This is a genomic window from Oceaniferula spumae, assembly GCF_042849255.1.
Classification (GTDB): Bacteria; Verrucomicrobiota; Verrucomicrobiia; order Verrucomicrobiales; family Akkermansiaceae; genus Oceaniferula; species Oceaniferula spumae.
In genome coordinates, this window is sequence record NZ_AP026866.1 from 722,235 (window position 1) to 740,881 (window position 18,647).

Annotated in this window: 20 protein-coding genes and 1 tRNA gene; 14 read left to right on the forward strand and 7 right to left on the reverse strand. The window is 51.2% G+C overall.

The genetic code is table 11. From position 1 onward, the window contains the following. The first annotated feature begins 28 nt into the window (after window positions 1-28). The 3 genes from ACSPJT_RS03105 (at window position 29) to ACSPJT_RS03115 (ending at window position 1,788) form a co-directional block, all read left to right on the forward strand. Complete coding sequence (locus ACSPJT_RS03105; protein WP_435894910.1) at window positions 29-412, forward strand: DUF2809 domain-containing protein; 384 nt, start codon at window positions 29-31, stop codon at window positions 410-412. A 187-nt stretch (window positions 413-599) separates the two neighbouring features. Next, on the forward strand, window positions 600-1,097 hold the full coding sequence (locus ACSPJT_RS03110) for a glutathione peroxidase (protein ID WP_435896172.1): 498 nt from the start codon (window positions 600-602) through the stop codon (window positions 1,095-1,097). Between the two features lie 19 nt (window positions 1,098-1,116). Beyond that, window positions 1,117-1,788 (forward strand): phospholipase D-like domain-containing protein, encoded by a 672-nt coding sequence (locus tag ACSPJT_RS03115; protein WP_435894911.1) that lies wholly within the window; start codon window positions 1,117-1,119, stop codon window positions 1,786-1,788. Between the two features lie 22 nt (window positions 1,789-1,810). Here ACSPJT_RS03115 and ACSPJT_RS03120 read toward each other — a convergent pair whose 3' ends face one another. Then, window positions 1,811-2,965 carry a transglutaminase-like domain-containing protein gene (locus ACSPJT_RS03120; protein ID WP_435894912.1) on the reverse strand — a complete coding sequence of 385 codons (1,155 nt, stop codon included), beginning with the start codon at window positions 2,963-2,965 and terminating at the stop codon, window positions 1,811-1,813. Between the two features lie 95 nt (window positions 2,966-3,060). Here ACSPJT_RS03120 and nagB point away from each other — a divergent pair, with 95 nt between their 5' ends. Next, a complete protein-coding gene (gene nagB / locus ACSPJT_RS03125; RefSeq protein WP_435894913.1) occupies window positions 3,061-3,813 on the forward strand; it encodes a glucosamine-6-phosphate deaminase in 753 nt (250 codons plus the stop codon). A 518-nt stretch (window positions 3,814-4,331) separates the two neighbouring features. Here the strand turns inward: nagB and ACSPJT_RS03130 are convergent. Next, window positions 4,332-4,406: transfer RNA gene (locus ACSPJT_RS03130), tRNA-Glu, on the reverse strand. Between the two features lie 151 nt (window positions 4,407-4,557). On the opposite strand from ACSPJT_RS03130, the gene ACSPJT_RS03135 reads away from it, so the two are divergent. The 7 genes from ACSPJT_RS03135 (at window position 4,558) to ACSPJT_RS03165 (ending at window position 10,067) form a co-directional block, all read left to right on the forward strand. Then, window positions 4,558-5,535, forward strand: a complete 978-nt coding sequence (locus ACSPJT_RS03135) for a KpsF/GutQ family sugar-phosphate isomerase (protein WP_435894914.1) — start codon at window positions 4,558-4,560, stop codon at window positions 5,533-5,535. A gap of 8 nt (window positions 5,536-5,543) precedes the next feature. Continuing rightward, window positions 5,544-6,083, forward strand: coding sequence for a hypothetical protein (locus ACSPJT_RS03140; RefSeq protein WP_435894915.1), 540 nt, complete (start codon window positions 5,544-5,546; stop codon window positions 6,081-6,083). Between the two features lie 109 nt (window positions 6,084-6,192). Beyond that, entirely contained in the window at window positions 6,193-6,759 is a 567-nt protein-coding gene (gene efp / locus ACSPJT_RS03145) for an elongation factor P (protein WP_435894916.1), read from the forward strand. A gap of 96 nt (window positions 6,760-6,855) precedes the next feature. Further along, window positions 6,856-7,374, forward strand: coding sequence for a hypothetical protein (locus ACSPJT_RS03150; RefSeq protein WP_435894917.1), 519 nt, complete (start codon window positions 6,856-6,858; stop codon window positions 7,372-7,374). Window positions 7,375-7,395: 21 nt separating this feature from the next. After that, window positions 7,396-8,022, forward strand: a complete 627-nt coding sequence (locus ACSPJT_RS03155) for a hypothetical protein (RefSeq protein ID WP_435894918.1) — start codon at window positions 7,396-7,398, stop codon at window positions 8,020-8,022. Between the two features lie 176 nt (window positions 8,023-8,198). Then, window positions 8,199-9,230, forward strand: coding sequence for a class II fructose-bisphosphate aldolase (fbaA, locus tag ACSPJT_RS03160; protein ID WP_435894919.1), 1,032 nt, complete (start codon window positions 8,199-8,201; stop codon window positions 9,228-9,230). Window positions 9,231-9,308: 78 nt separating this feature from the next. After that, window positions 9,309-10,067, forward strand: coding sequence for a VC0807 family protein (locus tag ACSPJT_RS03165; RefSeq protein ID WP_435894920.1), 759 nt, complete (start codon window positions 9,309-9,311; stop codon window positions 10,065-10,067). A gap of 101 nt (window positions 10,068-10,168) precedes the next feature. Here the strand turns inward: ACSPJT_RS03165 and ACSPJT_RS03170 are convergent, their stop codons facing one another. Further along, entirely contained in the window at window positions 10,169-10,456 is a 288-nt protein-coding gene (locus ACSPJT_RS03170; RefSeq protein WP_435894921.1) for a 4a-hydroxytetrahydrobiopterin dehydratase, read from the reverse strand. Between the two features lie 146 nt (window positions 10,457-10,602). Here ACSPJT_RS03170 and ACSPJT_RS03175 point away from each other — a divergent pair, with 146 nt between their 5' ends. Beyond that, complete coding sequence (locus ACSPJT_RS03175; protein ID WP_435894922.1) at window positions 10,603-11,043, forward strand: hypothetical protein; 441 nt, start codon at window positions 10,603-10,605, stop codon at window positions 11,041-11,043. 165 nt (window positions 11,044-11,208) lie between these two features. Here ACSPJT_RS03175 and ACSPJT_RS03180 read toward each other — a convergent pair whose 3' ends face one another. Next, window positions 11,209-11,490, reverse strand: coding sequence for a hypothetical protein (locus ACSPJT_RS03180; protein WP_435894923.1), 282 nt, complete (start codon window positions 11,488-11,490; stop codon window positions 11,209-11,211). A 171-nt stretch (window positions 11,491-11,661) separates the two neighbouring features. Here ACSPJT_RS03180 and ACSPJT_RS03185 point away from each other — a divergent pair, with 171 nt between their 5' ends. Continuing rightward, the gene (locus ACSPJT_RS03185) at window positions 11,662-12,765 is read left to right on the forward strand and encodes a substrate-binding domain-containing protein (RefSeq protein WP_435894924.1); all 1,104 of its coding nucleotides are present in this window, start codon (window positions 11,662-11,664) and stop codon (window positions 12,763-12,765) included. A gap of 90 nt (window positions 12,766-12,855) precedes the next feature. On the opposite strand, the gene ACSPJT_RS03190 is transcribed toward ACSPJT_RS03185, so the two are convergent. The 3 genes from ACSPJT_RS03190 to ACSPJT_RS03200 form a co-directional block, all read right to left on the reverse strand. Further along, window positions 12,856-14,232 (reverse strand): sulfatase family protein, encoded by a 1,377-nt coding sequence (locus ACSPJT_RS03190; protein ID WP_435894925.1) that lies wholly within the window; start codon window positions 14,230-14,232, stop codon window positions 12,856-12,858. Window positions 14,233-14,287: 55 nt separating this feature from the next. Further along, window positions 14,288-15,880 (reverse strand): pyridoxal-phosphate dependent enzyme, encoded by a 1,593-nt coding sequence (locus tag ACSPJT_RS03195; RefSeq protein WP_435894926.1) that lies wholly within the window; start codon window positions 15,878-15,880, stop codon window positions 14,288-14,290. 110 nt (window positions 15,881-15,990) lie between these two features. Continuing rightward, entirely contained in the window at window positions 15,991-17,406 is a 1,416-nt protein-coding gene (locus tag ACSPJT_RS03200; RefSeq protein ID WP_435894927.1) for a sulfatase-like hydrolase/transferase, read from the reverse strand. 49 nt (window positions 17,407-17,455) lie between these two features. Between ACSPJT_RS03200 and ACSPJT_RS03205 the strand changes: the two genes are divergently transcribed. Beyond that, window positions 17,456-18,634, forward strand: a complete 1,179-nt coding sequence (locus tag ACSPJT_RS03205; RefSeq protein ID WP_435894928.1) for a hypothetical protein — start codon at window positions 17,456-17,458, stop codon at window positions 18,632-18,634. Window positions 18,635-18,647 lie beyond the last annotated feature (13 nt).

An 18,647-nucleotide genomic window follows, 5' to 3' on the forward strand; every position in this document is an offset into this window, starting at 1 on the left:
GTGGTCACGAGTTCCCGATATAAAGTCCATGATCACGTCACATCAGCACCGCCTCGTTTACGCAGTACTGTTAGTTACAACTATTATAGTGGGCTTATTGTCTCGCTCATCCTATGTACCAGAGCATACTTTCTTCGCTAAATATGCTGGAGACACGCTCTGGTCGCTCGCCGTTTTCTGGACTCTGGCTATCATCGCCCCGCTCACGAAAACGCAGTGGCTGTTAGTCGCCACGCTGCTCATTTCCCTAGCCGTCGAACTCAGCCAGCTTTACCACGCCGAATGGATCGACCGCATCCGCGCCAATAAACTCGCCGCGCTGTTCCTAGGGAATACATTCATCTGGAGCGATCTGGCCTGCTACACAGCTGGCGCGTTCATAGGAGCGATCATCGATCGCCGTCTAAGGTAGGACGGCTTTTTAAGCTGTCGGCAAACTTAGTGAACACATTATGCTTGGCTTGATTAAACCTTGGGTTGCCGACGGCTTGCAAAGCCGTCCTACTTTCCGCATTGCGCAGTCTCATCCTTGGGCTATCTCTATATCCATCATGACCAAACTCTCCATCTCCGTTCTTTCATTCCTTGCTACTACTTTCATGGCCCACGCTGAACCTACAGATCTTCAGAAGATCGAACTCAAAGACATCGAAGGCAAAAAGACCTCACTGCAAGCTTACGAGGGTAAAGTCGTTCTTGTTGTCAATGTGGCATCGAAGTGTGGACTAACACCTCAGTATTCCGCACTGGAAGCTCTCTACCAGAAATACAAAGACAAAGGCCTCGTGGTCATCGGTTTCCCTTGCAACGACTTCGGTGGACAGGAGCCCGGCACTTTGGAGGAAATCAAAGAGTTCTGTTCGACCAAATATCAGGTTACTTTTCCGATGATGGACAAGCTTCACGTCAAAGGAGACGAACAACACCCACTCTACACCGCCCTCACCGGTAAAGACTCCCCTTTCCCAGGTGTGGTGAAGTGGAACTTTGGAAAATTCCTCATCAGCAAAGACGGCAAGCTCGTCGCTCGTTTTGGCCCCCGCACTACTCCGAACGATGCGAAAGTCACTGAGGCTGTTGAAAAGGCACTGAAGTAACGTTCCATATCTGCTAGTGATGGAGCAAATCCAACAAGCACTTGAAGCCTCGCTCGAGGACTATGCCATTTCAAGATCCGAGCGAAAGGAGCTGAAGACGCTGTTCGCTAGACTGCAAGGCGATAAAACCGGACAAGCCAAAGTTCGCCAAATGGCATTCCGCATGACCGCATCTGCGATCGAGGAAATGGGAGAAGTCACGGCACTCGATTGGCTACAGGGAGTCATCAAGCTGCTCTACTCGAATGAAATGAATATCAAGGCCAGCGCTTACTTCAGCCCTGGCGATGATTGCTTGCACCGTATTCGTCGGTTGATCGGCGAAGCCCGCAAGTCGCTAGATATTTGTGTGTTCACCATCACCGACAATCGTATCGTTAAACGACTCGAAGAAGCCGCGGCACTTGGGATCAAAATCCGCATCATCTCCGATGATTTGAAGTCCGAAGATCTGGGCTCGGATCTCGAGCATCTGAAAAGCATTGGGATCGCATGCCTTTACGATCGCACGATTGCTCACATGCATCACAAGTTCGCCATCGCAGACGGATCGCTTGTCCTAACAGGTAGCTATAACTGGACTCGATCTGCCAGCACAGCCAACAACGAGAATATCGTGGTCAGTAACAACGGCCGCGTGGTCGCATCATTCCAGCGAGAATTCGATCGGCTCTGGGCCTTGCTGTCTTGAGTTCCAAGGCGAGATATATTGCCTACTCCTCCTCAGCTAAGTTCAGCGTGAGCCATTCTTTGTCTTTTGGCGTGGTGATCATTTTACGCACCACTTTTCCTGTTTCCGGATCTTTCCACGCCACGGTATAGAGCTGACCTTTGCGTGCTTTGACCGTGAAATAGCGGTTCATGTCGTCGGTGGCTTTGGGGCTATTCCCCTCGCCTAACATCGCATCACCCTGTGCTACACCCACTGGAACCTCGATGCGCTTTCCGTCTTTCATCAGATGGATTCGTAATTCACAGACATCCTCACCGTCTTTGACTCCGCCGAGCTTGATATACCGATCAGTCACATTGACGGCATGCACGTATTTGATCTTCATGTCCCAAACCAGTGGAAAGTATTTCCCAGTTGGCTTCCATGAGCTGGCGTAAATGCTGTGGTAGAGACTCTGAGCATTACCGCGTGCTGCATCGGCTAACAACCAGCCGTGGTCGATTCCTTTTTTATCCAAATAATACTCGGTGAAGTGCCACTGCTTGTCGTCCGTCGTCCAGACCTCCACCCAATTGTGATTACCTCGCTTCGTGGTCCATGCGGGTGTGCCTGCAACGCGTGAGGGAATTCCAACCGCACGGAAAGCATTGTTGAGGAGAATTGAAAGGCCGGTGCAACTGGCCAGTCCTTGCTCCATGGATTCGTAAGGACTCTGGTCCGCTTTTTTCCGTTTGGTGCTGTATTTCACCTTCACCTCATCGATGATGTGTTTGTTTACGGCCATCAATGCCTCGTGTTGAGTCTTGGCGTCTTTGACGTATTTGCTGAAGCGATTGAAAAAGTCCTCGCGCCAGTCGTCGCGGCGTTCGTTCAGGCTGGCATAGGGAAGGACATCATTGAAAAATACATCCTCTGGGACTTTTTTTGCCCATGGAAATGTCTCACGCGCCTTGTAGGCCCATGCGACATTCTTCAGCAGATAATCCGCCTTCAGTGACTTGAGGTCTCGCTCAGGCATGTGGCTGATGAGGAACTGCATCGCTTTTTTCTGACCAGCAGGTGCCTCAGAGAGAGCCTTTTCAAGTTCCACCTTATTGTCACCGGCTTGAGCCAGTGCCTGCTCCAGAGCCGCCTCCTTGGCTGTCGCAACCAGAGTCATGATCGCGAGGCACATTCCACTTACTATTCTCTTCATATCTTCCAGAGCGATACCCTTACAGGACTTTGTTTTTACACCAACGAGTAAATCGATATTGATCCCCTGCCATTTCACGCTAAAACCCCAGCGCCATGAATAAGGTTCCAGTAGAAATTTTTGAGTCCCCCGAAGACGCCGTCGCCAAACTCGCTGCAGAAACAGCTGAACTTATCCGCGAAAATGATGCTGCAGAGAGACCCACCGTGTTGGGTCTTGCCACCGGCGGCACCCCTATCCGTTATTATCAGGAACTCATCCGACTGCACAACGAGCTGGATCTCTCATTCGCCAATGTCATCACCTTCAACCTCGATGAGTATGCAGGTCTCCCACGGGAACACAAAGAAAGCTACTGGCAGTTCATGCACGACAATCTTTTCGACCACATCGACATCAAAGAAGAAAACATTCATATTCCATCGGGCACAGTCGCTGAGGAGGATATTCCTGCCCACTGTGAAGAGTATGAGCAGGCCATCATCGACGCAGGTGGTATCGACCAGCAAATTCTTGGAATTGGTCGCACTGGTCACATTGGATTTAATGAACCCGGCTCTCCTCAGGACTCACTCACGCGTGCGATTCACCTCGACTCTATCACCCGTGAAGATGCCGCTCCAGCGTTTGGCGGCATCGAAAACGTTCCCACCTCAGCCATTACCATGGGCTGCGGCACCATTCTCAGCGCTCGTCGTCTCGTGCTGCTAGCCTGGGGTGAAGCGAAGGCATCTATTGTGAAAGAAGCCGTGCAAGGGCCGATCTCGGATCAGGTCAGTGCTTCATTTTTACAGAACCACCCGAATGCTGTATTCTATTTAGACGAGGCTGCAGCATCAGCGCTGTAGGAAATAGCATCCTCTTCATAAAGTGACCTTGCACATTATGGTGCTTGGTTTCACTCCCGTGAGCTACTGTTTGAGCAACTAAGCTCATCGATTTCTACACCCCTGTTTGGGAGTGTGGCTTATGCTGGTATGGGTTTGAACAGTTAGCAGTCGTGAGTTCATCAACATCACGTCGGGCAAATGCCCCGATGAGATTGCAGAGACGTTCTATGCCTACTGCAGTGGCAGCGTTTAATCCGACTGGTTCTCGTCCCTAAGTTTCGCTAGGTCTTAAAAGCATTTCACCTCAGCCCTGATAATCAGAGCTGAGGTGAAATGGCAACCTGTACGGCATTGACTGCGTTCCTCTCCGTCTACGCAGAATCCAATTGGCTCCTCCGCCAATTGATTATATAGATTCGCCGCATACGCTGCGCTAGTGCGGCTTGCGTTCAAACCCTACGGGCTCTCGTCCCTACCGAACGCACCTCCCATAAAGCATTTCACCTCAGCCCTGAAAAATCAGAGCTGAGGTGAAATGGCAACCTGTACGGGACTCGAACCCGTGTTGCCGCCGTGAAAGGGCGGAGTCCTAACCACTAGACGAACAGGTCGCTTTCTTGTGGTGCGCTGGGCGCGGGCGGAAATTGCCATAACTTTGAATATTCGCAAGAAAAAATGATACTAAATTTTCATTTAGTTGAAAAACCTTTCGGATTTTTGCCCTTTAAGCATCCCTCAACAGTAGATAAACCTAGGGCCGCAATGGAAATCAACTACGTGGAAAAAGGCCGCCGAATCTTCGAACTGGAGATCGAGGAACTGCATCGAGTTTCCGCATCTCTCGACGAATCCTTCAACCAAGCGATCGCTCTGCTGAAACGTGCCCTCGATAACAAAGGAAAAATTGTCGTCGTCGGCATTGGAAAGTCTGGAAATATCGGCCATAAGATTGCCGCCACACTTAACTCGACCGGAGCCACGTCTGTCGTGCTCAATTCCCAGAACGCTTTGCACGGTGATTTGGGGATCGTTTCGGACGGTGATGCCGTCATTGCCCTCTCCTACTCCGGCGAAACCAGCGAACTGCTTGACCTGCTCCCGTTTATCAAACGTTCCAATGTGCAAGTCATTGGCGTCACAGGGAAGCCTGACTCAACACTGGGAAAACATAGCGACGTCACCCTGCTCACCACAATCAGCCGTGAAGCATGTCCTCTGAACCTCGCACCTACTTCATCATCGACCGCGATGTTGGTCATGGGTGACGCATTGGCAATGGCTCTACTGGAATCACGGGGTTTCACTGAGGAAGACTTTTCACGCTTTCACCCCGGTGGCTCGTTGGGTCGGGCCCTGTTGACAAAAGTTTCCGATATCATGCGCTCTGGCACCTCACTGGCCTGTGTGGGCTTGGACGCGACCGTTCACGATGCGCTTTCGGCCATGTCCATGGCTCGCACCGGGGCCTGTATTATCACAGCAGAAGATGGAACGCTTGCTGGTATTTTCACCCACGGCGACTTCGCCCGCTCATTTCAAGAGAATGCCAATATCGGCGCGAGTTCGATCAGTGACCTGATGACGGTCAATCCGATCACCCTTAACTCGGATTCGCTAGCGGCAGAAGCCGTCAACACCATCGGCACTCACCGTATTGATGACATTGTCGTGTTAGACTCCAACAAAATCCCGGTGGGACTCATCGACACTCAGGATTTCGCCCGTCTCAAACTTATTTAAAACATACTATGAAACTGATGTTCCGCTGCAAACTACTCGCGTTCTCGCCTGCTATTTTAGCTTTGGTCTTTTCATCCTGTGGTGAGCCCGATCCAGCCAATCTTCCTGTGATCAATACCCCAGCTAACGCCAAGGTGGATCTTTCCAAAGTCACTCTGTCGATCAGCAATGCCAAGATCACTCGCATCAATGAAAACAAATACACGCTGAACTTCGACTACACCGTAACCAATCATTCAGGCGCCCATCTGGCCTTCCCTTGTCTTTACGACAGCACTGACGATTTGATCGAGGTTGGCTTGACTGACAACACAGACCAGAAACTCGTGCCCGGAAAACGTCCGATGGAAGGACTTACCCTGACTGAGCCCAGACCGCTCAAGATTGCCAACGGACCAGTCACCCGCAGCTATAGCGTTCCCATCATGCCTGAGGTTCGAGATTCTGGCGACCTGATCACACTCAGAGTCCGGCTGCACGCGCCCTCGCGATACGATGAGCTCCGCAGCACCGTTGCGGCCCCTCTGGTTCAAGTCCCTTGGCCATAGAATCGGCCAATTTCACTCTTGCAACTTGAGGCTCCATCAGCACACTGCGCGCCCAAGCGAATATCAATTTATTCGATTTCCAATCATTCATTCATCCAGTTAAAAAATCATGGCATCCATCGTAGCAACCCAAATTAAAAAAGGTCAGTGCATCAAGTATGAGGGAGAAACCGGCATCGTCCTGAACCTCGACCACCGCACCCCAGGCAAAGGCAACGCCCTCATCGCCGCCACAATCCGTTCGTTCCAAAGTGGCAAGACAAAGACGATCCGTTTCGCGTCCAGCGACAAAGTCGACATCGTTGAGACCGATCGCCAGAAGCTTGAGTTTTCCTACGAGGACCCGACAGGTTTCCACTTCATGGACATGAATACCTATGAAACCATCACTCTCACCCCCGAACTCATCGGCGACAATAAAGACTACCTAGCCGAGGGAATGACAGCCGAGATCTTATTCATTGAAGGCAATGCCGTCACGGTCGATGTGCCAGCCGTTGTCGAACTAACTGTGACCGAATCATCCGAGAGCATCAAAGGTGACACGGCTAACAACCCCACCAAACCAGCCACACTGGAAACGGGCAAAGTTGTGCAAGTTCCACTGTTCGTCAAACAAGGTGACAAGCTCAAGATCAACACTGCGGACGGTTCCTACTCCGGTCGTGCCAACTAAGTTCTGAGCATCATTTTCCAACAGCGGTCGGCATGTCTATGTCGGCCGCTGTTTTTATTTGCGCACCCAGCGATGCCCTCATAAGCTCCACCCACAATGACTTGGAACGATCAATTTCTCAAACTCTTCCGTAGCTGTGTTGAAAAATACCGCGGCGGCAATGATGACTTTCACTCCCACTACGAGCCTGACGACATCTCTTTCCTAGCTTCGATAGGTTACAAACCTCGTGAGCTTTTCGACTTTGTCGAGGACCTCGTTGATGGTGGTGAACCAAGCGAGTCCACTGCCCTGCTGGTAGCGGCGGTTCGACGCGATTATTTCCTCACGGTTCAAAACGGAAAACACAGTGATGTAGAAATTTCCTCAGACGATATCCCTGCCCGCGATGCAACTCTGGATGATGTTCCATACTTCCCACGCATCCTAGCAAAGGCCCGGGCGAAGCTGGCTGGAGAACTACACCCGAATCTGATGTTCGGCTGCGGTGGTGACCGTGGTTTCCTCCGCAAACATGGAAACATCAATCCTGCGGACTTCCTTCGCCATGTTTGGGCCTCTGGCGATGATGACACTCACATGGTCGAATTCCTCCGCTCACAATCTTCTCAGTAAACTCTTCACTAACAGAATCTGATGAAAGATTACAAAGGAGAAGAAATCCTCGTCGTCACGCGCGCGCTGTTTGACTCGCTTGGCGATTTCCAAGGCATCAATACTGATGTTGATCACTACCTGCCATCTCTACTGAACCCTGAGAATAATTTCTTCATGGACCGCGGAGCGGCAGAAGACGATCCCAGCCACAAACAGCTGATCCCCTACTGCATTTTCCGGGTTAAGGATGAAAATGGCACTCGTTACCTCCACTACACCCGTGGAAAATCAGGCGGCGAGTCTCGTCTTCACGCCCAAGTCTCCATCGGTATCGGTGGCCACATTAACCCGGTGGATACTCGCGAAGATCATCTAGGCAGAAAAACCTACATGGCCGGCGTGGAACGAGAGATCGATGAAGAACTCAACATCGTGGGCGGACATACTAACAAAATTGTCGCCCTACTTAACGACGACTCGAATCCCGTGGGACAAGTCCACCTCGGAGTCGTGCACATGATCGATCTCGAAAACGACAATACCGCTGCCAACGAGGACTCCATCGCCAACCTAGCGTTCACTACGCTGGAAGAACTCAGAGGCGACCTCTATGATAGGCTGGAAACATGGACCCGCTGCTGCGTGGATGTGATCGAAGAGCTGTGATCTTACAGCTGCAAACAGCTCATCGGCCTGCCCCTCATTTCTTGGAAAGACGGTAAAGTGGTCGAAATACCATTGTAGACCGCCTTTCAACCGTGCTACAGGGCGCATTTTCATGACGTTCATGGCAAAGACCATGTCTTGCTTCATTGCCAACTCCATGGTAAACCGCGCGCGTCATGCCAGTAGCAACACCTGAACAATACGCCGCCATGCTCGACGCTGCCCAAGAAGGCGGCTACGCATACCCAGCCATCAACATCACCTCTCTGACCACCATCAACGGTGCGCTCAAGGCATTTGCCGAGGCCGGATCTGATGGTATCATCCAAGTTTCAACCGGCGGCGGCAGCTTCGCTTCCGGCACTGCGGTTGGCGACGAAGCATTCGGTGCAATCGTGCTCGCCGAAGCCACGCATCTGCTGGCCGAAAAATACGACATCCTCGTAGGCCTGCACACCGACCACTGTCACCCGCAAAAAGTCGACAGCTTCCTCCGCCCGCTTCTCGATGCATCACGCAAGCGCATCGCTGAAGGCAAAGGTCCCCTTTTCAATTCCCACATGTTTGACGGCTCGGTCGTCGAACTCGATGAAAACCTGGAGATCTCCAAGGAACTTCTCAAGGAGTGCACCGAACTCAACATCATCCTCGAAATCGAAGCCGGCTGCGTCGGTGGCGAAGAGGACGGTCACGATACATCCGGTCTGCCCGCAGAAAAGCTCTACACCTCCCCTGAAGACATGATGCAGGTTTACGAGACCCTCAATGGAATCGGCCGCTTCATGTTCGCTGCCACCTTCGGTAACGTTCACGGCGCCTACAAGCCCGGCTCGGTCAAGCTCAAGCCCACCATCCTCCGCGACGGCCAGAAAGTCGTCACTGACAAGTACGGTGCCGAGGCCGAAATGGACCTCGTTTTCCACGGTGGTTCCGGTTCTACACTCGAAGACATCCGCGAGACCCTCGACTACGGTGTGGTTAAGATGAACATCGACACCGACACCCAGTATGCCTTCACCCGCCCGATCGTCACTCACATGTGTGAAAACATCGAAGGCGTTCTCAAGATCGACGGTGAAGTCGGAAACAAAAAAGTTTACGATCCACGTGGCTACCTCAAAAAAGGTGAGCAAGGTCTCTGTGACCGCCTCAAGGTAGCTTGCGATGACTTGCTCTCATCGGGCAAGACGATCTTCGGCAAAGTCTAACGAATACTCTAACTCAAGAACGGCGGTCAATATTCCCATTGGCCGCCGTTCCTTTACCAACGTCTCACAATCATCCCGATGTCCAATAAACAACAAGAGAACCCCCTTTCCAACATCATGTGGAACGTGCTCATCCCCGTGGTGGCACTGAGCTTTCTGAGCAAGGGTGACAATGACCCGTTGACGCAGGCCTCCGGGGAGAAGCTGTGGCACATTGGACCGATGTGGGGCATGATTCTGGCTGTTTCACTGCCTCTAGTTTACGGCATCCATCACTTGATCAAAACCAAGAAGCCTAACTTCTTCTCCATCCTCGGTGTGATCAGCATCCTACTCACCGGTGGTATTGCGATCATGGCGTTTCGTGATAACGGCAGCGTCGATGAACAAGCTCCGTTTTGGTTTGCGCTCAAGGAGGCCGCCATCCCCCTCGTCTTTGGTGTTACCATCCTTCTTTCCCACTGGACTAAAACACCACTTGTTAGAGTCTTTCTCTACAACCCTGACTTTTTCAACATTCCTGCCATCGAAAAACGTGTGCAGGAAAACTCCATGACGGAGAAATACAAGAAGCTGATTTTCTCCGGAACCTTGCTCCTCTCGGGTTCTTTTTTCCTGAGTATGATCATGAACTACTTCCTCGCCATCTACCTGTTAGTCGGCAACACCGACAGCCAGGCGCAGTTCAATGAAGCCGTGGGTAAACTCACCGGTTGGGGATTTGCTGTGATTGGTGTGCCCATGCTGGTGATCCTGATGATCACTATGTGGCGTTTTGTTTCCGGTCTGCGCAACCTCACAGGCATGGACAACGAGGAGATTCTACTGCCTCGTTAGAGAGGCTCTGCTGATAGCCTCTAGCAATGGGCACAAAAAATCAGCGGAGCAACTTTGCGCACCGCTGATGGCTTTTGGTTTCGTTTGTTAGAACGACTCGATTAGTCGACCAAGTTATCAATGCGTGAGGCAAGCTCTACATCGATATCTGTCACGCCTCCGACATCTTCGGTTTTCAGGCGCAAGGTCACTTTGCAATCGCGGATATCGATTTCTGGGAAGTGTTGAGCTTCATCGACAATCTCTGCGAGGTCGTTCACAAAATCAATCCCCTCCATGTATTCTTCGAATTCGATGGTGCGGGTGATGGAATCGCCTTCGGCTTCCCACTCAGGGCAGCGTTTGAGGGCGTCGTCTAGTTCTTCGGCTGGTATCAGTTCTTCTGACATAAAAGTATATTGTGTGTCGCGGTTGGCATTACGAGATTGATTCCTTTCTCTCTGTTTTGGCAAGCACGTTTCTCCAACTTTTTTCATTTTGTTGAGAACAATCGCCGTTTGCATCCATCTATAAGGTCGGTTAACCTACTCATATCATGAAAACAGTCCTATTTCTCAGCCTTCCGTTGTTCGCGTTGCTAGCCAGTTGCAGCAGTACGCCCACCTCTCGTATTCAGAAGAACCCCGCCTTATACAGCGCACTCAGTTCTAAACACCAAAGTTTGGTGAGCGAGGGCAAAATCGACCGAGGTATGACCAAACCGGCTGTTTTCCTAGCCATGGGTCATCCTGACGGAAAAACTGATGGCAACAAAGATGGCAAGCCGTATGAGCGCTGGGATTACACAGTGACCGTGCCAACCTATCACAATAGCTTCAGTCCATATTACGGCTTTGGAGGAGGACGTTACGGTCGATACACTCGGTATGGAGTCGATTTCATTCCCTCAGTGCATTACGAACAACGCCGAGGCTCCACAGTCTATTTCAATAGCGGCAAGGTGACCGGATGGGACTTCGTCCGCCATAACTTCTAACAATCCCGATCGTTGGCAGAGAATGCCTTTTGCTACAGCTGAGGGGTCAGACTTGCATTACCCCGTTTTTGAGTCAACTGGCTAAAAACACATAGCTCCATAAACAAATGAGACCGGCTGCACAGGGCAACCGGTCTCATCTAAAAATCTATTAAAGACGTTGGATTACTCCTCGTCTTTTTTGGTTTCTTCTTTAGCTGCTGCCTTCTTGGCCGCTTTTTTGGCGGTCTTTTTTGCCGCTGTTTTCTTGGTAGCCGCTTTCTTCGTAGCAGTCTTCTTCACAGCTGCTTTCTTGGCTGCGGTCTTTTTGGCGGCTGCTTTTTTCACAGTCTTCTTCGCTGGCGATGACTCCTTGCGAACGACGCTGGATTTAGCCTGCTCTGACTTGCGCTTAAGATATTGCTTACGGCGGCTGCGTTTGATGATTTTTTTATGTTGCTTACCCATAGGAAATGATTGATCTGCAGGGGGATTAACGTCTGGGAGGACTGCTAGCAAGCTCAAATTCACATCCATTACGGCTAAATCACGCTTGTTTCAGCCATCAGCTGTTGGAATCCGGCATTTCCTACACTGTGTCTACCGCATCATAAGGCGCCGCTTTGAAATATCCTCGCCATGGCTCCTGACTGCTCGCTAGAATGTCACAACTTGAGCCGACCCATTCAGAAAATCCGATTATCGGTCCAAGTGGCCGACTGCATCGAGCAAGACATCTCTGCCGGAGTATGGATCCATCACCTCCCAGGCCGGAGACCTTTGGCGGACCGATACGAAGTGAGTGTGAAGACCTGTGTGGCGGCACTGACTTTGCTAGAAGACCGTGGGGTCATCGCGGCTGCCGAACCGGGTAAAGCACGAGCCATCATTCGCCGGGCTGTTTCAAAATCTCGAAAGCGACATCTAAACCTACTCGTCCTGCAGCAAATCCATTCCGAACTCTCTCACGAAGATGCCTATCAGCTATCTTCTACGCAAGCGATTTGGGAGAACGCCGGCGGACATGTCATCCGCCGTGGTGTCGATTTTCCTTATCATAAGAATCCGGCCAAGCTTATCGATAAACTTATCGAAAATCACTCGGCTGACGCGATCTTCCTGCTGTCCCCCACTGCACCATGGGGACTCGAAGCCTCTCGCCGTATCCCTACATTCCAGATTGGCGGGCACGTTTACGATACACTCAAGATCTCATTTTTCGGGTTTCGTTTAAGAACGGAAATTCCCAAGGTCGTCCGCTACCTACGCGATCAGGGACACCGTAAAATCTTTATTGCCGCTACGGACGAGACCCTACATCCATTCACCCTTAGCGGATTGAAAAGTGGATACGACGATGAAGTTCCCAACATCCGATTAGAGGATTACTGCCAAGTTTGCCCGAGTTCAGATCCCGACGGGTGGGCGGAATTTTGGAAAAAAAATCTTTTCTGGCTAAAACCCAGTGCCGTTGTTGTGCACAGTGAAACCCAACTGCTTTCGCTTTACGGCCACTGCTCAAGAAACGGTTTAAAAATCCCCGATGACCTATCCGTGATCTCAATGCGACACCACCCATTGCTCAACTGGATTTACCCAAAACCTACCATGATGCAGTTTCCCGCCGATCATGTGATCCGCGAGTTTAAAAAATGGATGGATAACAACTTGCATGAACAAGGTAATCATTTCCTGCCTCTGACCCGTCTCGATGGCGAAAGTGTGACCACCCACAGCGACTGACTCCCCCCAGACCACGCTTCTAACAACGCCACCTGATGACGACAAATATTCCCACACTTTGATAACACGGACCTCTTCACCGTCGTGCTGTTATTTCATCCGACCTTTGCGGTGTGGTGCGGTTTTCTCAGTTTCGAGCCCTTTGTCTTTCTGCTGACGCATCCAAGAATCGAGTTCCTTGGCCAGCCGAGTCTGAACCTCCGCCAGCTCGGGGCTACCGGCGAGATTGTTCAATGAGTATGGGTCTTTCCGCACATCATAGAGTTCTTCTTGAGGACGGTGCTGGAAAAACTTGAGGCGTTTTTTGATTTTGGACGATGTTTCCGCAGCTGCGGCGAGTGGCTGATAGAAGTCCTTGTAATACGCTCCGCCAAGGACATAGGCGTTACTGAAGACTCCTTCGTGGTTGAGGTTACGGATGTAGAGGTAGTTGTCATCACGCGCGGAACGGATCGGATAATCTTTTCCGTTGAAGATACCGCGCGTTGTTTGGGCACCGTAGACAAACTTGCGGAAGATCTTGGTATCCCCTTTCAGCACGGGAAGAAAGCTGCGGCCGTCGAACCCACGTTTACCGTCAGCATTGGCACAGCCAGTGTCGATTTGGCTAGGGTCACCACCAGCAATAGTCACCAGTGTGGGAACAACATCAACATACTGGACCAGCGCATTATTTGAGCTTCCAGGCTTCACGACTCCTGGCCAGCGAACGATGAAGCTGGTTTTCAGGCCAGTGTCGTAACATGTCCATTTGCCCCCAAAAGGAAGAGTCATGCCCTGCTCACTGGTGAAGATGAGGATGGTATTGTCCGCTACCTTTGCCTTCGCAAGCGACTCCATAATGCCTCCCAGTTTCTTATCAAGATGGGAGATCTCGGCGTAGTATTTGCAGAGCTGGCGGCGGGTGTGCGGAGTATCAATCAGGTTCGGCGGCACAATGATCTTTTCCGGATCATAGACCTTAGCATCGCCCGTGCTCCATGGCTTGTGAGGATCACTTGAGGCAACAATGTGGCAAAAGGGACCTTCGGTATTTTTCAAAGTCTTCGCCAAATTGCGTGATTTGAATGGGAACGATTCCTTCGGACCAAAATGCTGCTTCCCCTCTAGCGACACCTCATAACCCAGCTCCCCAAGATGATGCACTATGCTCTTAACCCCTTTGCGAACTTTACTGTGGTTTGGGAACGCACCACTGCGGATCGGAAACAGTCCGGTGTAGAGCTGCTGCCGCGTAGGAGCGCACATCGCGGTGGCAGTGAACATACCGTCAAAACGCATCCCCTGCTCAGCCAGTGCCTGCATGTTGGGCGTTTTGACATTTGGCGAGCCGTAGGGTTCACAGTCGCTCCAAGTCATGTCATCGGCCAGCAGAATGACGATGTTAGGTTGTTCTGCAGCATTCACCGCCAAGGCGGCACAAAGACTGCACCAACTCAGTAGCAGGATGCGAATGAGAATTTTCATAACCACACTACGCCAGACGGAACTCCTTCTTTCCAGTCAGAAAAAAGCTGTCCAACTAATCCTTACAGCGTTGATGCCCGGTCAGACGATAGAACGTTTCATTGCTCACCTCCCGAGCGGCGCGGATGCACTTACCTTGCATACCGAGGATACGCTGCAGGCAGGTTGCTTGGGCTTCGGCACTGGCAAATTCCATGCCAACCAAAGCACGACCAACTCGTTCTCCAGAGTAGGCGTAGTTAAAGTAACATAGGCTCGCGAGATCCTTGACCTCGTTCATGAACTGCAGGAATGCGCCAGCGCGTTCTGGGAACTCGATGTTGATGAACAGAGGATGTCGAAAAAGCTCAGGCGAGTAGTTAATGATGCGATAATCGACGTCTTCATCAGTTGAAACATCGCTGGCATTGGCCCCTCTTTGATCGAGCACAGTATCTAGCTGATTGTAATCCTCCTTTGATCCGATTAATCCGAGAACAGGATACTGAACATCGGAATCGGTGCGACCATATTGCAGATCAATGATACTGATGTTCTCAGGTAGTTGTTCAAGAAACTGAACCAGTGAACCCTTCCCTTCTGGGATGGGAACCCGTAGGAAACGACGGTGTTTGGAGCCGATTCCAGCTCTGTGAGAAATACCACTCAGCTGGGCGAAATCCATGTTAGCGCCGCTGATGATGGTCAGGACTTTTTCGCCTGCAGCCACTTCACCGGCTTGGTGATGTTTATGAAATCCAGCCAAGCCCATCGCGCCACTCGGCTCGGGAATGACTCGCAACGTTTCCCAGAGGGTGCGAATGGAGTGGCATACTTCGTCGTTTGTGACCGTGACAATGCCATCTAACAAATCACGGCAATACCCGTAAGTCACAGCACCGGCTTTCCTAACAGCAGTGCCATCGCAGAAGACATCGACGTATTCGAGTTCTACAGGTCCTCCGTTTTCAATGGCAGCCTTCATGGATGCCTGTTCGACGCCCTCAACTCCGTAAACTTTAACATTGGGCCAATAGCGCTTCAGCCAGCATGCAACTGCGGCAGCGAGGCCACCACCTCCGATAGCCACGTAGACTCTGTCAAACGGCCCCTCGCCGCTCATCACCACCTCATCGGCGAGTGTCCCCTGCCCACCCATCGTGACTACGTCATCATAAGGGTGGATGTAGACGCCGGAGGTGGCCTCACAAAATTCACGGGCCGCGATACCAGCATCGTCATAAGTATCACCGGTCAGACGAATCTCGATGTTCTCCCCGCCAAATCGGAGCACCTCACTTTGTTTCACCTCGGGAGTGGAGCGCGGCATAAAGATAATCGCCCGGCAGTCGAGCGCCTTCGCTGCCAGTGCCACACCTTGAGCGTGATTCCCTGCTGATGCTGCGACGATACCTTTAGCCCGCTGTTCTGGGCTTAGAGCAGCCATGGCATTGTATGAGCCGCGCCATTTGTAAGCTTTGATTGGACCGAGGTCCTCGCGTTTCACCCACACATCGGCATCTAGCTCTGGTAGCGGCAGCTGCTGTAGCGGCGTAGCGTCACCGACACAATAGACCCGCTCCCGCGCCGAGAGAATCTCCTCAAACAGACGGTCGGTGTCTGAGGGAGTTTGTGCGGCGTTTTCTGTGTTAGCTTGAGCGGAATTCATCGCCGTGGAGATAGACCAATTCCCCTGAATAGTCCACGGCCAATGCCGTCATGGATAGGAAAACCCACGCGCGATTTGTTCATCGGACCACATGAAACAGGGTCCATTTTTCACTCTATATGGCTTTGGTAATCTCCACCGTTGAGACTTCTGATGACCGATTCCTGCCAAGATTTCAGGCTCAACTTAAGTCGATCGAAATCCTCGGGATTTTGAGCTGCAATGTTGCTCTTCTCCATTGGATCCTTTTCCAAATTGTAGAGTTCATAGCCCACTTTCCCTTTTTGGTTTTCATTCCGGTGTAACTTCAAAGGCCATTCAAGCCAGGCTGCATGGCCTGGAAAAGAGTTCAAGGGGTGCTGCTTGATGTTTTGATCACCTTTGATTCGCTCTGGATATGGCGTCGCTTTACCAGCCTGCTGAGCTTTCATGATTTGTTTGAGAATCCGGTCGCTGTGGGTGGCATTCCCGCCGGCAGAGTGGCGCCAGAACCCAATGCCTGTTTTTCTAACATGCATGTCGCCCACGATGGCTTCTCGCAGGTCGATACCATCGAGTGGACGTTTTGGTTTCTGCTTTGATCCAATGAGTGAGAGCAACGTGGGGTAGATATCCGAGGTCACAGCGGGAATCTCGGTCGTGCCAGGCTTGATCGCCGCCGGCCATTCGATCAGTGCTGGAACACGGAGTCCACCCTCGTAGATGTCACCTTTTTTACCCCTGCCGCCCGAGCTTTCAGTCATCAATCCGCCGTTGTCACTGCAGTACCATAGGATGGTGTTTTGGTGCAGATCCATTTCTCGCAATTGTTTGCGGAGGCGGCCTAGTGTTTCATCCAGCGCTGTGATTTCATTGAAAAACGGTGCGCCTTTTACGCCTTGATACATCTTGCCTGATGATGGTTTCTCCTGGTGCGGGGAGTGCGGAGACGAATACCAAGCAACTGCAAACATCGGTTTCCCAGAGTCCTTGTGTTGCTTTAAGAACTTGATTGTCTCATCGATGACAATCGTGGAGCTGTCACCTTTCATCTGCTCGACTTTACCTTGGCGCGACAGATACGGGTTGGTGTCGAAAAAGTTAGGCGCAGACAGCCATTGATCAAATCCTCTCGCGCTCGGATTCGAGCCACTACCTGCCTGGACTGATCCGACATGCCATTTTCCAAAGTGACCAGTGACATAGCCTTCGGCCTTTAATGCTTGGGCGATGGTGTATTCCTGATCGCGCATGAACCATCCGTGGTCGAGAATGTTGATGCGGTTGTTGTTTCTTCCGGTCAGCACTGTGCCCCGCGTTGGCGAGCAGACTGGAGCTCCGGCATAGAAGCGATTGAATACCATCGCATTTTTAGCCATCGCGTCGAGGTTCGGAGTCTTGACGACCGGATGACCGTTATAGCCAGTATCCCCCCACCCTTGGTCATCGGCCATGACCAAGATGATATTCGGCTTCGAGGCGGCTTGCGCACCTACGCTCAGAATAACGAGCCATGTAACCGACAAAAGAGCTTGGATAGAAGTCATTGTGTAATTTGGATTTGTAAGCACCTATGGATAAGCTAAAGCTGCCTTCATGTCGACGAAACGAGCCATCGCCCTACTGGCCATCATTCTATTACTTGCCTTGGTGTTGAAACTTTCAAACAAGGACACTGATCGGTCTATGGATGAGCGGGATGATGGAAGCAAGCTTCAGAATACCTCCGAGCTCAAATTGAACGATAGCAAAAGATCGGCCAGAAGAAATCAAGCTGCTAATACAAGCACGGCCGAGCCAACGCACAGCTATGGAGAACTCAAAGACTTCATCATCCCGATACTTGTGCTGGAAAATGCTACGTTTACTGAGGCGCTAAAGCAGCTCAGGGAGAGATATATGGATATTTGTCTGAGAACTGGGGAGAAACCTATCCCATTCGAATTCCATGTTGAAGCGGAGTCGGAGCGCAGGATCAACGTCACGCTGAAGCAACTACCATTTACCTCCATGCTCAAGACCTTGGCGGCTATCGAGGGCGTGACCATGGAGATGGAGGGGCTGGATATTACATTTTCACCGAAGAAAAAGTCAGGCATGTTGATGACGAAAAACTTTAGCCTGCCAGCCAGACTGTTGGGGAAACTGGATAACGCTACGGACGCGAAGAGCATCATGGCTTTACTCAATATAGAGAATGCCAAAATGAGCTATCTGGCAGCTAACGGAAGTCTTGAGATCAACGCCGACTCCACCGATCTGGAACGAATCAGTCAGTTGATCGATCACTATTTAGCCGTGCCTATCAACAGCGTGAAGTCGTCCTCGGAAATTATAACGGTCGATAAAGGTGTCGATTTTGACCCTAGTAAATTGAATGACCCTGGGTATATGGAGCAGATCAAGAGCACCCAAGGTATCAGTCTATCAGCCAGCCCAAGTGTGATTTCACGCAGCGGCAGCCCTACCACCATATCTATCGGGACTGAGGTTCAGACTGATCAGGGAGCTAATCAATTGAAAGGCTTTGAGATCAGCAGCCAGGCCAGCTTTACTGGATTTGTGGTAAGAAATGTTGCGCAGTTCAATCATGGTGCTGAGACAGGTAATGAGAGGTCACCCGTAGTTCAGAACAAGATTACGCAGGACGATTATATCCCCCGTGGTGGCCATCAAGTTATTCGTTTGAACTCGTCTAACGGCACTACTCGTTATCTCATCGTCAGGCACACCGAGGTGGATGCTACAGGGAAAACAGTGCCGCGATCACGATAGATCAAGATCGGCC